Below are 14,607 nucleotides of genomic sequence, written 5' to 3' on the forward strand. Positions count from 1 at the left end.
GACCGCGCTCGCGCTCGGCGTGCCCGTTGCGCGCGTGCGCGTGCGGATCTACCTCGTCGCGTCGCTGGCCGCCGCAGCCGCGGTGACGACGGCCGGCACGATCGGTTTCGTCGGCCTCGTCGTGCCGCATGCGCTGCGGCTCGCCTTCGGCAACGACCAGCGAATGCTGCTGCCGGCCGCGATGCTCGCGGGCGGCGGCGGCGTGATGGCGGCCGACCTGCTCGCACGCACCGTGATCGCGCCCGCGCAACTGCCGGTCGGCGTGATGACCGCGCTGATCGGCGTGCCGGTGTTCCTGTGGATGTTGTTGAGGAGGCCGATGCGATGACGGGGGCCGCACTGCACGCCACGGCCGGCGACATGAACTACACGGCCGTCGGCCTGACGCTGAAGGCCGGCGCGCGTACGCTGCTCGACGGCTTCGCCCAGGTGTTTCGGCCCGGCGAGATCTGGTGCGTCGCCGGGCCGAACGGTGCGGGCAAGACGACGCTGCTCGCGACCCTCGCGGGGCTGCAGCCGCCGGCCGGCGGACACGTCGAGATCGATGGCCGGCCGCTTGCCGCATGGCCACCCGAGCAGCTCGCGCAGCGTCGCGCGCTGATGCCGCAGCAACTGCACGACGCATTCAGCGCGACCGTGTTCGACACGGTGCTGCTCAACCGCTTTCCGTATCTCGGCGGCTGGGGCTGGGAACGCGACGGCGACCGCGCGGCCGCGCGCGATGCGCTGGCGACATTCGACCTGACCGCGCTCGCGTCGCGTGACGTGCTGTCGCTGTCGGGCGGCGAGCGGCAGCGCGTCGCGCTGGCCGCGACGTTGTGCCAGGACGCACCGTTGATGCTGCTCGACGAGCCGCTCGCGCATCTCGACCTGCATCATCAGATCGATTGCCTGACCGCGCTGGCCGCATGGCTCGACGCGGGCCCGCGCACGGTGCTGTTCTCGTGCCATGATCTGAATCTCGCGCGGCGTTTCGCGACGCATGCGCTGTTGCTCGACGGCCGCGGCCATGCGTGGGCCGGCCCCGTGCACGACGTGCTGACGCCCGAGCGCGCGAGCGATGCGTTCGGCTATCCGCTCGTGCTGATCCGCGAGAACGGCCGCGATGCGCTGCTGCCGGCGTGGCCCGAGCGACAATGACCTTTTCTTTTTCGATGCGCGGCGCACACCGCGCCAACGACACGGCTTTTCGATGACGACCCCGACCCCCTTCCCGCCCGCGATCGCGCCGCTCGACGAGGTGCTGCGCAAGCGCCTGCAGCACGTGATCGACCACAAGACCAAGCCGCCCGGCAGCCTCGGCCAGCTCGAGGCGATCGCGCTGCAGATCGGCCTGATCCAGCACACCGAGCGGCCGGTCGTGCAGCGTCCCGTGATGATCGTGTTTGCCGGCGATCACGGGATTGCCGCCGAGGGCGTGAGTCCTTATCCGCAAGCGGTGACCGCGCAGATGGTCGCGAACTTCCTCGCCGGCGGCGCGGCGATCAACGCGTTCTCGGGCGTCGCGCAGAGCACGCTCGAGATCGTCGATGCGGGTGTTGCGTCGCCGCTACCGCTGTCCGACCGGCTGGTGTCGCTGCCGCTCGCACGCGGGACGCGCAACTTCGCGACGGAGCCGGCGATGACGCGCGACGAGGCGATGACGGCGCTCGCGGCCGGCGCGGCGCGCGTGCGCCTGCATGCGTCGCTCGGCACGAACGTGATCGGCTTCGGCGAGATGGGGATCGCGAACACGTCGTCGGCCGCGTGCCTGATGAGCCGCCTGCTCGGCGTGCCGATCGACGCGTGCGTCGGGCGCGGCACGGGCCTCGACGACCAGGGCCTCGCGCACAAGCGCGCGGTGCTCGGCCGTGCGCTCGTCAAGCACTCGCACGCGATCGCGCCGCTCGACGTGCTCGCGACGTTCGGCGGCTTCGAGATCGCGATGATGACGGGCGCGTATCTCGCGGCCGCGAGCGAGCGGATGACGATCCTCGTCGACGGCTTCATCGCGACGGCCGCGCTGCTGGTTGCCGAGCGCATCGCGCCCGGCGTGCGCGACTACTGCGTGTTCTCGCATACGTCGCACGAGGCCGGGCACCGGCGCATGCTCGAGCATTTCGGCGCGAAGCCGCTGCTCGCGCTGGACCTGCGGCTCGGCGAAGGCACGGGCGCCGCGCTCGCGCTGCCGCTCGTGCGGGCGGCAGCCGCATTCCTCACGGAGATGGCGAGCTTCGAATCCGCCGGCGTCGACAATCGTGACGCCTGATCGCGCGCGCGGCGTGCGGGCCGAACTGCGCTACTTCTTCGTCGCGCTCGGCTATTTCACGCGGGTGCCCGTGCCGCGCGCGATCGGCTACGCGGCCGGCGATCTCGACCAGGCCGCGCGCTATTTCCCGCTCGTCGGCGCATGCGTGGGCGCGTGGGGTGCGCTCGTGTATCTCGCCGCGCTGCGCGCGCTGCCCCCGTCGATCGCGGTCGGGTTGTCGATGGCCGCGACGCTGCTCGCCACGGGCGCCTTCCACGAGGACGGCCTGGCCGACAGCTGCGATGCGTTCGGCGGCGGCTATACGCGCGACGACGTGCTGCGCATCATGCACGACTCGCGAATCGGCACGTTCGGCGCGGTCGCGCTGGTGATCTCGCTCGGCGTGAAATGGCAGGCGCTTGCGTCCATGTTGCCGTTGCGTGCCGCGTGGACGATGATCGCCGCGCACGCGGCGAGCCGCGCGGCGGCGGTGAGCCTGATGATGACGCTCGACTACGTGCGGCCCGAAGGCAAGGCGAAGCCGGTCGCGCAACGGATGGGCGCACGCGCGGCATGCGTCGCGGCGCTGTTCGGATTGCCCTGGCTATTCTGGCCCGACTGGCGCATGGGTGTCGCGGCCTGCGTTGCGCTCGTGCTCGTGCGCGCGTGGGCCGCCCGCTACTTCGTGAAGCGGATCGGCGGCTATACCGGCGACTGTCTCGGCTTCACGCAGCAACTGTGCGAACTGGCGATCTATCTCGTGGTGCTCGGATGGACGTCGTCCTGATTCGTCATCCGGCCGTCGGCATCGAGCCGGGCATCTGCTACGGACGCAGCGACGTGCCGCTCGCCACGCCGGCCGAGGCCGGGGCGAAGGCGGTGCGTACGCATCTGTCTGCTATCGGTGCGCCGCTTCCCGAACAGGTCTGGACGAGCCCGCTGACGCGCTGCGCGTCGGTCGCCGAACGGCTCGCGCAGGCATGCGACGTGCCGCTGCGGCGCGACGCGGACTGGCAGGAGATGGATTTCGGCGCGTGGGAAATGCGGCGCTGGGACGATATCGATCGCGCGGCGCTCGATGCGTGGGCGGCCGACCTGATGCATGCGTGCGCGCATGGCGGCGAAAGCGTTGCGCGGTTTGCCGCGCGGATTGCGCGGCGAGCCGACGCAATGGCGCAATTCGACCGGCCGCAGTGGGTCGTCACGCATGCGGGCGTGATCCGTGCGTTTGCATCGCATGTATTGCGCGTGCCGCTCGACACATTGCTGTCGCGACCCGTACCGACAGGGGGTGTCGTCTGGCTGCGCGCGGATGCTGCCGCGCGAACGTGGGACGTGATGCACTGGGACGAATAGGCGCGCTGGCCACTGCGTGTGAACGACGCAGCGCGCGGTCAATTCGTCTCAGGCATCCGGCACGCGATGAGCGTGGAAGTCGCCGGAAATCAGCGCGCCGCCCGCCGCGCATGCGCGGCATCGAGATCCTCGCACAGCGCGGCCGCGCCCTGCGCGATCCGCGGCGACGGCCGTGTCAGCAGATCGCCGTCGATCGCGAACAGGTTGTTGCGTGCCACGGCCGTCAGTGCGGGCCACGTGCGCCAGCGCGCCAGGCTCGGCAGCGGTTCGTCGGAGCGCGTCGTACCCGCACTCGTCGTCACGATCGCCTCCGGATTCGCCGCGAGCACGGCCTCGTCGGTGACGGTCGGCACGAGCGGCTTGAGCGAGCCGAACACGTTGCGGCCGCCGCACAGCTCGATCACGTCGTTGATCAGGTGCGCACCGTTGAGCGTCATCAGCGGCCGATCCCAGACCTGGAAGAACATCGTGACGGGCGCTCGCGTCGAGTAACGCGTGCGCAGTGCCGCGATGTCGCGCGTATAGGCGGCCGCGGCCGCATCGGCAGCCGGTTGCGTGCCGAGCAGCGTGCCGAGCCGGCGCAGCGACGACGCCACGTCGTCGAGATGCTTCGGTTCGCTGAAGAACAGCGGGATGTGCAGCGCGCGCAGCGCGTCGGTCTGCCGCTCGGCATTGCCGTGTCGCCAGACGACGATCAGGTCGGGCTTCAGCGCGGCGATTCGCTCGAGATCGAGTGCCTTGTTGTCGCCGACGCGCGGTATCGCTTGCGCGGCGGGCGGATAGTCGCTGTACGTGACGGTGCCCACGAGCTTCGCGCCGCCGCCGGCCGCGTAGACGAGCTCGGTCGCGTGCGGCGCGAGACTGATCACGCGCTGCGCGGGCGCCGGCAGCGTGACGGTATTGCCGGCGTCGTCGCGTGTCGTGACATCGGCGTGGACGCGTGGCGCGTAAGCGAACGCGGCCAATAGCGCGATTGGCGCGAGCCGGTGAAACATGCGTGAATTCATGCGGATTCCCGTTGCAGCGTCGGTACGCAGTGTGCGAGCGCGTCGCCGAGGCGCTGCCATTCCGCTTCGCTCCCCGGCAGGCCGATGCGTACGCTCGACGGTGTCGGGAAGTGCCGCGTCCAGACCCCGCGTGCGGCGAGTGCCGCATGCAGTGCCACGGCGCGCGGGTCGTCGGTCCAGCTGAAGAGCGGCGTCGCGCGAACCGCGAAGCTGTGCGCGCGCAGCAAGGCGGCCAGCCGTTCGCCGTCGGCCGCGAGCCGTTCGCGGGCGGCGGCTTGCCATGCGCGGTCGGCGAATGCCGCGGCGACCGCATGGCGGGCAGGGCCGCCGACCGTCCAGGCGCCGAGCATGTCGCGCAGCGCGACGATCCGGTCAGGACAGGCGAGCACGAAGCCTGCGCGGATGCCGGCGAGCCCGAAGAACTTGCCGACCGAACGCAGCACGATGAGCCCGGGGCGATCGACGTGCGGCGCGAGCGAGCGCGTCGCGCCCGTATCGGCGAATGCCTCGTCGACGATCAGCGTGCCGCCGCGCGCCGCCAGTCGCGCGTGCCAATCGAGCAGGCGCTCGGCCGGCACGAACTCGGCGGTCGGATTGTTCGGATTCCCGACGATGACGTGACGCAGCGTCGCAGGCAGCGTATCCGCGTCGATGTCGAGCGCGACGACGCGATGGCCGTGGCGCGCGAAGGCGGGCGCGTATTCGCCGTACGCGAGCGCCGCGACGCCGGCGTCGCCGGGCGGCAGCAACGCGGGCAACGCGCGGATCGCGGCCTGGCTGCCGGCAACCGGCAGCACGTGTGCGGGATCGGGCGCGTGGTAGTACTGCGCGGCGCAGGCCGCGAGGCCGTCGCCGTCGTCGGGCAGCCGGCGCCATGCGTCGGCCGGGACGGGCGGCACCGGATAGCCGACCGGATTGATGCCGGTCGACAGGTCGAGCCACGCGTCGTACGGAATGCCGTGGCGGCGCGCGGCTTCATGCAGGTTGCCGCCGTGTGCGATGCGGGTGTCAGACATGATGGGTGGCCATGGCGAGGGCGCCGCTCGCAACCAGCAGCGCGAGCCACAGGGCGAGCGTGCGCGTGACGAGCGACAGCGCGGCGACGATGTGGACGGCGGTCGCCGTGGCGCCGGTGCCGAGCGCGGGACGATCCTCGATCTCGCCGTGATAGACGGCCGGGCCGCCGAGCTGCACGTTCAGGCTGCCGGCGCCGGCGGCCATCACCGGGCCCGCGTTCGGGCTGTCCCAGTGGCGCGCCTGCGTGCGCCAGCAGCGCCATGCGGCGGCCGTGTCGCCGAGCAGTGCGTAGCTTGCGGCCGTGAGGCGCGCGGGAATCCAGTTCAGCGCGTCGTCGAGGCGCGCGGCGGCCCAGCCGAAGGTCAGGAAGCGCGGCGTGCGGTAGCCCCACATCGCGTCGAGCGTGTTCGCGAGCCGGAACAGCAGCGCGCCGGGGCCGCCTGCGACGACGAACCAGAACAGCGCGCCGAAGATCGCGTCGTTGCCGTTCTCGAGCGCGGATTCGACGGCCGCGCGCGACAGTGCGCCTTCGTCCGCGTCGCTCGTGTCGCGCGACACGATGCGCGCGGTCAGCGCGCGGGCGGCGCCGAGGTCATGCCGCAGCAAGGCGGCCGCGATCGGCGCGACGTGGTCGGCGAGGCTTTTCGCGCCGAGTGCGAACCACAGCAGCGCGATATGCAGCGCGGCCGCGAACGGCCACGGCAGCACGGTCGTGAGCCATGCGGCGATGGCGACCGGCGGCACGACCGCCGCGACCCCCGCGGCGACGCCGATCACGCGGCCGCGCCGGCCCGTGTTCAGCGCGCCTTCGATGCGCGCGGCGAGGCGGCCGAACGCGACGAGCGGGTGCCAGCCGGCCGGTTCGCCGATCGCGCGGTCGATGATCGCGGCCGCGACCGCGAACATCGCGACGACGGGCAGCGACAGCATCAGCATGACGGTGCTCCGGTCTTGAGGTCGAGCGGCAGCCCGGCGACGAGCAGCGTCACGCGTGTCGCGAGCGCGGCGACGCGCTGGTTCAGGCGGCCGAGTTCGTCGACGTAGCGGCGCGTGACCGACCCGAGCGGCACGACGCCGAGCCCGATTTCGTTACTGACGACGATCACCTTCGCGCGCGCGCCGCGCAACGCGTGCTCGAGCCGCTCGACCTGCGCCGCGTACTGCGCATCGTCGAGCGGTTCGCCGTCGGCGGGACACAGCAGGTTCGTGAGCCACAGCGTCAGGCAGTCGACGAGCAGGCACGCGTGCGGATCGTCGAGCCGTGCGAGCGTGCCGGCGAGATCGACGGGCGCGTCGGCGAAACCCCAGTCGGCCGGCCGGCGCGCGCGATGGTGCGCGATGCGCTCCGCGAACTCGGCATCGGCGGCGGTCGCGGTCGCGATGTAGGTGACGGGGAGGCCGCTGTCGGCGGCGAGCCGCTCGGCATGTGCGCTCTTGCCCGAGCGCGCGCCGCCGAGGACGAAGGTGAGGTCGTGCGGAATCATCGCGTGATTGTAACGGCGCGGGCAGGGCGGCGCGGGGGATAATGCGGCCTTTGCTTCGCGACGACCTTTACACGATGAATGCACCCGAGCCGCGGCCGCGCGGCACGCTGATGATCCAGGGCACGACGTCCGACGCGGGCAAGAGCACGCTGGTTGCCGGCCTGTGCCGGCTCGCCCGCCGCGCCGGCGCGCGCGTTGCGCCGTTCAAGCCGCAGAACATGGCGCTCAACAGCGCGGTGACGGCCGACGGCGGCGAGATCGGCCGCGCGCAGGCGCTGCAGGCCCTGGCCGCGGGCGTCGCGCCGCATACGGATTTCAACCCCGTGCTGCTGAAGCCGACGAGCGATCGCGGCGCGCAGGTGATCATTCACGGCAAGGCGCGCATGAACCTCAATGCGCGTGCGTATCACGACTACAAGCCGGTCGCGTTCGACGCGGTGCTCGAGTCATACGCGCGCCTGCGCGCCGGCTACGACACGGTGATCGTCGAGGGTGCCGGCAGCCCGGCCGAGATCAACCTGCGCGATGGCGACATCGCGAACATGGGATTTGCCGAACGCGTCGACTGCCCGGTCGTGCTGGTCGCCGACATCGACCGCGGCGGCGTGTTCGCGCATCTGGTCGGCACGCTCGCGTGCCTGTCGGACAGCGAGCGCGCGCGTGTGCGCGGCTTCGTGATCAACCGCTTCCGCGGCGATTTCAAGCTGCTCGAACCGGGGCTCGACTGGCTGCGCGCGCAAACGGGCAAGCCGGTGTTCGGCGTGCTGCCGTACCTGCACGGCCTGCTGCTCGACGCCGAGGACATGCTGCCCGCCCAGGCGCGCAGCGCCGCCGCACGGGGCGATGCCGGCGTGCTGCGCGTCGTCGTGCCGGCGCTGCCGCGCATCAGCAACCACACCGATTTCGATCCGCTGCGCGCGCATCCCCAGGTCGAATTCACGTACTGGAAGAGTGGCCCCGTACCGAACGCCGACCTGTTGATCCTGCCCGGTTCGAAGAGCGTGCAGCGCGATCTCGCGTGGCTGCGCGACGCGGGCTGGGACACGCTGATCCGTCGCCACCTGCGCTACGGCGGCAAGGTGATCGGCATCTGCGGCGGGATGCAGATGCTCGGCCGCACGCTCGACGATCCGCTCGGCCTCGAAGGCGCGCCCGGCAGCGTGCCGGGGCTCGGGCTGCTCGATTTCGACACGACGCTGCAGCCCGACAAGACGCTGAAGAACGTGGCGGGGCAGCTCGCGCTGCCGGGCGGGGCCGCGGTGCGCGGCTACGAGATCCACATGGGCGATACGCACGGGCCTGCGCTCGCGTCGCCCGCGCTGGCGCTGGCCGCCGACGCCGCGCGGGACGGCACACGCCCCGACGGCGCGGTGTCCGACGACGGCCAGATCCTCGCGACCTACGTGCACGGGCTGTTCGACTCGCCCGACGCCTGCACGGCGCTGCTCGCATGGGCCGGGCTCGACGGCGCGGAGCGCATCGACTATCCGGCGCTGCGCGAGGCATCGCTCGAACGGCTGGCCGACACGTTCGCGAACCATCTCGACCTCGACGCGCTGTACGCCGAGTTTCGTTGACGCGAGGCCGGCCCGTGCTCGCTTTTTCCGCCGGATCGCGTACAACACAGAAGGGCGGAGGTCCGCCTGGAGGAGTGCGACGATGAAGGCTCGATGGTGGTGGAGCGTGCTGCTCGCGGCGCTGCTGGGCGTGTCGGCGGTGGCGCACGCGTGCGATTCGTCCGCACCGGGCGGCAGCCAGTCCGGTTCCGGCGACGCCACACAAGGCAAGAGCGGTTACTGAAGCAGCCTGCGGGGCATGATCGGTCATGCCCCTTTTTACGCCCCGATTAACTCCATATAGGAATCAGTTAAAGCGAATTTGCGCGTTTATCGGTCGAATTGATTCGAATAGAGTGCGATCCATTCACACCACTCACAAAGGAATTCGCCATGAACCCCAATCGCCTCAACGATTTCGCCGCGACCCTGCTGCGCGTCGCGCTCGGCGTGTTGTACCTCGCGCACGTCGCGCAGAAGGTGTTCGTCTTCACGCTGCCCGGCACTGCGCAGTTCTTTGCGTCGATCGGCCTGCCGGGCTGGCTCGCGTACCTGACGACGTTCGTCGAACTGGCCGGCGGCCTGGCGCTGCTCGCGGGCTTTCGCGTGCGCGTCGCCGCGCTCGTGCTGCTGCCGTTCATGCTCGGCGCGGTTGCCGCGCATCTGCCGAACGGCTGGAGCTTCGCGTCACCGCACGGCGGCTGGGAATATCCGGCGTTCTGGGCCGTCACGCTTGCCGTGCAGGCGCTGCTGGGCGGCGGCGCGTTCGCGCTCGGCGCCCGGGAGGCCGCGGTTCAGCGTGTGTAAGGGGTAAGTCAGCGCACCCGGGGCGGCGCAACCCGTTCCGGTGACCCCCCGTTTGCCGATATCATCGCTCCCTGTATCCGCAATCGAGCGGCGCCTGCCAGGCGGCGGGCGCCGCGCGGCTTTTTCGGGGGAATTCATGACGGTGATCGTGGTGGCGAATCCGAAGGGCGGCGTGGGGAAGAGCACGCTGTCCACCAATCTTGCCGGCTTTTTCGCGGCGCAGGGCGCGTGGGTCGCGCTCGCCGACCTGGACCGGCAGCAGTCCGCGCATGCGTGGCTCGACCTGCGGCCGGCCGGATTGCCGCCGATCGAGGCATGGGAACTCGACCCGGACGCGCCGACGAAGCCGCCGCGAGGCCTCGAATATGCGGTGATCGATACGCCGGCCGGCCTGCACGGCAACCGGCTCAACGTCGCGCTGCAACTGGCCGACAAGGTGATCGTGCCGCTGCAGCCGTCGATGTTCGATATCCTGGCCACGCAGCAGTTTCTCGAGCGCCTCGCCGACGAGAAGGCCGTGCGCAAGGGCAACGTCGAGGTCGGGATCGTCGGGATGCGGGTCGATGCGCGCACGCGCTCGTCCGACCAGCTTCACCGCTTCGTCGAAGGGCTCGGCCTGCCGGTGCTCGGCTACGTGCGCGACACCCAGAACTACGTGCAGATCGCCGCGCACGGCCTGACGCTGTGGGACGTCGCGAAGAGCCGCGTCGAGAAGGATCTCGAGCAATGGCGGCCGATCGTCGAATGGGCCGAACGCCGGGCGCCGAAGGCAGGGAAGACGGAGAAGGCCGCCAAGGCGTCCTGATCGCGCGGCCGCCGGCGCGGCGCACGAAGAAATGAGAAAGGGCCGGATGCCGTCGAGTACGGCATCCGGCCCTTCGACCACAAGCGGCACCGCCGCGCCCGCGCGCCGCGGCACGCGGGCAGGCGGTCAGATCAGGTCCAGTTCTGCGTCGGCACGTGATCGCGGTGGCCCTTGATCTTGTTGCCGTCGTCCATGAACACGAGCTTCGGCTTCCAGCCGGCCTGCAGCTCGGCTTCGTCGACCATCGCGAAGGCCGCGATGATCACGAGGTCGCCGAGTTGCGCGCGACGCGCGGCCGAGCCGTTCAGCGAGATCATCCCGCTGCCGCGCTCACCCTTGATCGCGTAAGTCGAGAAGCGCTCGCCGTTGTTGATGTTCCAGATGTCGATCCGTTCGTTCTCGATGATGCCCGAGGCTTCGAGCAGGTCCTCGTCGATCGCGCACGAGCCTTCGTAGTGCAGCTCGCAGTGCGTGACGGCCGCACGGTGGATCTTCGATTTGAGCATGTGGCGCTGCATGGTGTCTCCGTGATGCGTGAGAGGCGCGGGCGGGGCGGCCCGTCAGATTTCCAGGTTGTCGATGAGGCGCGTCGCGCCGAGCTTCGCGGCGGCGACGACGACGAGCGGTTCGCCGGCTTCGAGCTGGGCCGCGTCCGGCGCGATCAGGTTCGCGCGGCGGCGGATCGAGATGTAGTCGGGCGCCCAGCCGCGGCCGGCCAGATGCGTGCGGGCCAGTTCCTCGAGCTTGCCGAGGTCGCGCTCGCCGCCGAGCACGCTTTCGCGGATGCGCTGCAGCGTCTTCGCGAGCTCGGGCGCCTCGCCGCGCTCGTCGGCCGACAGGTAGCGATTGCGCGACGACAGCGCGAGGCCGTCCTCGTCGCGCACGGTTTCGGCGGCGATGATGTCGACCGGCAGCGCGAGCTGCTGGCACATGCGGCGCACGATCATCAGCTGCTGGTAGTCCTTCTTGCCGAACACGGCGACGCGCGGCTGCACGCAGGCCATCAGCTTCGCCACGACCGTGCACACGCCGGTGAAGAAGCCGGGCCGGAATTCCCCTTCGAGGATCCCGCCGAGATCGTCCGGCGGCAGCACACGGTATTCCTGCGGTTCCGGGTACATGTCGCGCTCGGTCGGCGCGAACAGCACGTAGACGTTTTCCTTCTGCAGCTTCTCGATATCGTCCTGGAGCGTGCGCGGATACTTGTCGAAATCCTCGTTCGGGCCGAATTGCAGCCGGTTGACGAAGATGCTCGCCACGACCGGGTCGCCGTGCTGGCGCGCGAGGCGCATCAGCGACAGGTGCCCTTCGTGCAGGTTGCCCATCGTCGGCACGAACGCCGTGCGGTTCTGTCCGCGCAGCTGGTCGCGCAGTTCATGGATCGAGCTGATGACTTTCATGATCGGGTAGCGGGTTCCTCGCGCTGGCGCGCGTTGGCGCCGCAGCAGCGGCGTCGGGGTCGAAGCGGAGAACGCCGGCGCGCGGGCGGCGCATCGGGCGTCGGCGGATTGTAGAGGATTTGGCCGCCAAACGCATCGAAAAAAGAACGATCGTTCACTTTTTAATCGGGCGTGCCGGCAACCCCGCGCGCGGCCGCGCTGGACTGCGGCGTAGCGGCGAGCGTGCCGGGATGAATCGGGAGAACGGGAAGGGCGGGCGCGGGTGTTACGCGGGCAGGTACGCGAGACGCACGTAGATCGGCGCGAACGGCTCGGCCTGCGTGATTTCGAGGAGCGACTCGCGCGCGAGTTCGAGCATCGCGATGAAATTCACGACGACGACCGGCACGCCGCGCGACGTGTCGAACAGCTCGGCGAACTCCATGAAGCGCGCGTTCTGCAGCCGGCGCAGGATCAGGCTCATGTGCTCGCGCACCGACAGCTCCTCGCGCGAGATCTTGTGGTGCTGGACGAGCTTCGCGCGCTTGAGCACGTCGGCCCATGCGGCGCGCAGGTCGTCCGAATTCACGTCGGGGAAGCGCGGCGTGACGCTCTGCTCGATGTAGACCTCGGCGCGCAGGAAGTCGCGGCCGAGCTGCGGCAATTGGTCGAGCCGCTGCGCGGCGAGCTTCATCTGCTCGTATTCGAGCAGGCGGCGCACGAGTTCGGCGCGCGGATCCTCGGCTTCCTCGCCGGTGTCGGCCTTCTTGACCGGCAGCAGCATCCGCGACTTGATCTCGATCAGCATCGCGGCCATCAGCAGGTACTCGGCCGCCAGCTCGAGGTTCGACGTGCGGATCTGGTCGACGTAGCCCAGGTATTGCGCGGTGACCTGCGCCATCGGGATGTCGAGCACGTTGAAGTTCTGCTTGCGGATCAGGTAGAGCAGCAGGTCGAGCGGGCCTTCGAAGGTCTCGAGGAAGACCTCGAGCGCATCGGGCGGGATGTAGAGATCCTGCGGCAGCTTGAAGAGCGGCTCGCCGTACAGGCGAGCGAATGCCGCGACGCCGTCGACCGTGTCGGGCGTCGAGTCGGCGCCCGCGGGCGCGGCGATCGCGTCGTCCTGCCGGGCGGCGCTGGCCTCGTCGGCGGCGCTCACGTCGTCAGAAGTTCTGGTAGTAGACGTACGGCGTTTGCTTCACGCGCGATTCCTGCTGCTCGGCGCGCTCTTCGAGGTCGATCGGCTGCTTGTCCCACAGCAGGGAACGGCCCTTGCGTTGCTCGTCCTCGAGCGTCGGCTTCTGCTGCTTGAGCTGGTTCAGGAACTGCGTGACATCGGACTGGTACGGCATGGCTGGGTTTTCCGTTTCGGGCGACGCACGATGCGCCGGATTCACGATGGCGGGATTTTACCGCATCGCGGGAACGGCCGGCTATTTCTCGCCCGTCGTGCGCACCGACGTGCGCACGCGCGACGGCAAGCGCGACGTGCGCATCGCGGTCGATCCGGGCAAGCAGACGATCGTGTCGAGCGTCGACCTGACGTTCAAGGGGCCCATCGACACCGAGGATCCGAAGCAGGAGGCCGCGACCCGTTTCGCGTTCTCGCTGAAGCCGGGCGATCCGTTCACGCAGTCCGACTGGGACGGCGCGAAGGGCGCGGCGCTCAGGCAACTGCAGTCGCACCGCTATCTCGGCGGGAAGATCGCGTCGTCGGAGGCGCGCATCGACCCGCGCACGCAGCGCGCGATGCTCGCGGTCACGTTCGACAGCGGCCCGACGTTCACGATCGGCAAGGTCGACGTCGACGGCGTGCGGCGCTATCCGGAAAAGATCGTCACGAACGTCAATCCGCTGTCGGAAGGCGAGATCTACGACGTGCAGCGGATCACCGAACTGCAGCGGCAGTTGCAGAACACGCCGTATTACGCGAGCGTCGCGATCGACGTCGGCGACGATACGGCGAAGCCCGAGCGCACGCCCGTGCACGTGAAGGTCAGCGAGTTTCCGTACAACAACATCCGCGGCGGCGTCGGCTTTGCCACCGATACCGGGCCGCACGTGCAGGGCTCCTATACGTATCTCGACACGTTCGGCGCCGCGTGGCCGCTGACCGTGTCGGGCCGGCTCGACCAGATCCAGCAATACGGGCAGGTCCAGCTGTCGATGCCGCCGGGCGAGAAGGGCTGGACCAACAGCGTGCTCGCGTCGTACACGAACACCAACGTGTCGGACACGCGCATCTACAGCGCGCGGGTCGGCGTGCAGCGCACGCGCACCGGCCAGTTCATCGACTATGCGTATTCGCTGATGTACTACCAGGACCGGCTCGACCAGAACGGCGCCGGGCCGACCACGAGCCGCGCGCTCGTGCCCCAATGGGCGTGGACGCGCCGCAACGTCGACGATCCGCTGTTTCCGCGGTCGGGCAACCTGATCCACGCGGAGGCCGGCTTCGCGGTCAAGGGCGTGCTGACCGACCAGTCCTTCATCCGCGGCTACGCACGCGGCCAGCAGTACCTGCCGATCGGCAAGCGCGACCTGTTCGTGTTCCGCGCGGAGCTCGGCGGCGTGTTCACGAGCGGCAGCTCGACCGGCGTGCCGGCGTCGCTGCTGTTCCGCGCGGGCGGCTCGAACTCGGTGCGCGGCTACGGCTACCAGAGCATCGGTAACAGCGTCGACGGCTCCGTGCTGCCGACCAAGTACCTGATGACGGGCACCGCCGAATACCAGCACTGGTTCAACCGCGACTGGGGCGCGGCGACGTTCTTCGACATCGGCACCGCCACCGATGCGTGGGGCGAGCGCGTGTTCTACCCGGGTGTCGGCATCGGCGCGCGCTGGCGCCGCCGCTCGATACGCGTGCGCCCGATTACGGGCAGCCGTATGCGGTGCCGCCGGTCGCGCAGCAGACGCGGCAGACGCCTGACCGGATCGGCGTCTATCTGCAGGATCAGGTGCGTTGGGAT

At 70.0% G+C, this 14,607-nt stretch carries 17 protein-coding genes and 1 pseudogene; 10 read left to right on the forward strand and 8 right to left on the reverse strand.

The window, feature by feature from the left end; translation table 11 throughout:
• From G3N98_RS33880 to cobC, 5 genes are all read left to right on the forward strand, one after another.
• Positions 1–328, forward strand: a 328-nt coding sequence (locus G3N98_RS33880) for an iron chelate uptake ABC transporter family permease subunit (protein ID WP_206150599.1), incomplete at its 5' end; no start/stop codon positions are given.
• The gene (locus G3N98_RS33885) at positions 325–1,140 is read left to right on the forward strand and encodes an ABC transporter ATP-binding protein (RefSeq protein ID WP_206150600.1); all 816 of its coding nucleotides are present in this window, start codon (positions 325–327) and stop codon (positions 1,138–1,140) included. The genes G3N98_RS33880 and G3N98_RS33885, both read left to right, overlap by 4 nt.
• A 52-nt stretch (positions 1,141–1,192) precedes the next feature.
• Positions 1,193–2,248: a nicotinate-nucleotide--dimethylbenzimidazole phosphoribosyltransferase gene (gene cobT, locus G3N98_RS33890; protein ID WP_206150601.1), complete on the forward strand. Its 1,056-nt coding sequence runs from the start codon at positions 1,193–1,195 to the stop codon at positions 2,246–2,248.
• Positions 2,238–3,014, forward strand: a complete 777-nt coding sequence (locus G3N98_RS33895; RefSeq protein WP_206150602.1) for an adenosylcobinamide-GDP ribazoletransferase — start codon at positions 2,238–2,240, stop codon at positions 3,012–3,014. Before cobT ends, G3N98_RS33895 begins: the two co-directional genes overlap by 11 nt.
• Positions 2,999–3,583 carry an alpha-ribazole phosphatase gene (gene cobC / locus G3N98_RS33900; protein ID WP_206150603.1) on the forward strand — a complete coding sequence of 195 codons (585 nt, stop codon included), beginning with the start codon at positions 2,999–3,001 and terminating at the stop codon, positions 3,581–3,583. The genes G3N98_RS33895 and cobC overlap by 16 nt, the downstream gene beginning before the upstream one ends.
• An 89-nt stretch (positions 3,584–3,672) precedes the next feature.
• Here the strand turns inward: cobC and G3N98_RS33905 are convergent, their stop codons facing one another.
• From G3N98_RS33905 to cobU, 4 genes are read right to left on the reverse strand one after another with little or no spacing between them, the layout of a single operon-like run.
• Positions 3,673–4,590: a cobalamin-binding protein gene (locus tag G3N98_RS33905; RefSeq protein ID WP_206150604.1), complete on the reverse strand. Its 918-nt coding sequence runs from the start codon at positions 4,588–4,590 to the stop codon at positions 3,673–3,675.
• Complete coding sequence (cobD, locus tag G3N98_RS33910; protein WP_206150605.1) at positions 4,587–5,606, reverse strand: threonine-phosphate decarboxylase CobD; 1,020 nt, start codon at positions 5,604–5,606, stop codon at positions 4,587–4,589. Before cobD ends, G3N98_RS33905 begins: the two co-directional genes overlap by 4 nt.
• Positions 5,599–6,543: an adenosylcobinamide-phosphate synthase CbiB gene (gene cbiB / locus G3N98_RS33915; protein WP_206150606.1), complete on the reverse strand. Its 945-nt coding sequence runs from the start codon at positions 6,541–6,543 to the stop codon at positions 5,599–5,601. The genes cobD and cbiB overlap by 8 nt, the downstream gene beginning before the upstream one ends.
• Positions 6,537–7,091, reverse strand: coding sequence for a bifunctional adenosylcobinamide kinase/adenosylcobinamide-phosphate guanylyltransferase (gene cobU, locus G3N98_RS33920; RefSeq protein ID WP_174975943.1), 555 nt, complete (start codon positions 7,089–7,091; stop codon positions 6,537–6,539). Before cobU ends, cbiB begins: the two co-directional genes overlap by 7 nt.
• Before the next feature lie 74 nt (positions 7,092–7,165).
• On the opposite strand from cobU, the gene G3N98_RS33925 reads away from it, so the two are divergent.
• The 4 genes from G3N98_RS33925 to G3N98_RS33940 all read left to right on the forward strand — a co-directional run bounded on the left by G3N98_RS33925 (position 7,166) and on the right by G3N98_RS33940 (position 10,259).
• Entirely contained in the window at positions 7,166–8,668 is a 1,503-nt protein-coding gene (locus G3N98_RS33925; RefSeq protein ID WP_206150607.1) for a cobyric acid synthase, read from the forward strand.
• Positions 8,669–8,750: 82 nt separating this feature from the next.
• On the forward strand, positions 8,751–8,891 hold the full coding sequence (locus G3N98_RS33930; RefSeq protein WP_175240750.1) for a hypothetical protein: 141 nt from the start codon (positions 8,751–8,753) through the stop codon (positions 8,889–8,891).
• Positions 8,892–9,040: 149 nt separating this feature from the next.
• The gene (locus G3N98_RS33935) at positions 9,041–9,454 is read left to right on the forward strand and encodes a DoxX family protein (protein ID WP_206150608.1); all 414 of its coding nucleotides are present in this window, start codon (positions 9,041–9,043) and stop codon (positions 9,452–9,454) included.
• A gap of 136 nt (positions 9,455–9,590) precedes the next feature.
• The gene (locus G3N98_RS33940) at positions 9,591–10,259 is read left to right on the forward strand and encodes a ParA family protein (protein WP_089426101.1); all 669 of its coding nucleotides are present in this window, start codon (positions 9,591–9,593) and stop codon (positions 10,257–10,259) included.
• 131 nt (positions 10,260–10,390) lie between these two features.
• Here G3N98_RS33940 and panD read toward each other — a convergent pair whose 3' ends face one another.
• The 4 genes from panD to G3N98_RS33960 form a co-directional block, all read right to left on the reverse strand.
• Positions 10,391–10,777, reverse strand: coding sequence for an aspartate 1-decarboxylase (gene panD / locus G3N98_RS33945; RefSeq protein ID WP_011352892.1), 387 nt, complete (start codon positions 10,775–10,777; stop codon positions 10,391–10,393).
• A gap of 42 nt (positions 10,778–10,819) precedes the next feature.
• Positions 10,820–11,659 carry a pantoate--beta-alanine ligase gene (gene panC, locus G3N98_RS33950; RefSeq protein WP_089431572.1) on the reverse strand — a complete coding sequence of 280 codons (840 nt, stop codon included), beginning with the start codon at positions 11,657–11,659 and terminating at the stop codon, positions 10,820–10,822.
• 265 nt (positions 11,660–11,924) lie between these two features.
• Complete coding sequence (locus G3N98_RS33955) at positions 11,925–12,797, reverse strand: ScpA family protein (protein WP_021164248.1); 873 nt, start codon at positions 12,795–12,797, stop codon at positions 11,925–11,927.
• Positions 12,798–12,801: 4 nt separating this feature from the next.
• A complete protein-coding gene (locus G3N98_RS33960) occupies positions 12,802–12,990 on the reverse strand; it encodes a DUF3460 family protein (protein ID WP_089426099.1) in 189 nt (62 codons plus the stop codon).
• Positions 12,991–13,054: 64 nt separating this feature from the next.
• On the opposite strand from G3N98_RS33960, the pseudogene G3N98_RS33965 reads away from it, so the two are divergent.
• Positions 13,055–14,607, forward strand: a pseudogene (locus tag G3N98_RS33965) (BamA/TamA family outer membrane protein); the annotation flags it as partial.

This window comes from Burkholderia sp. Tr-20390 (assembly GCF_017104595.1).
Classification (GTDB): Bacteria; Pseudomonadota; Gammaproteobacteria; order Burkholderiales; family Burkholderiaceae; genus Burkholderia.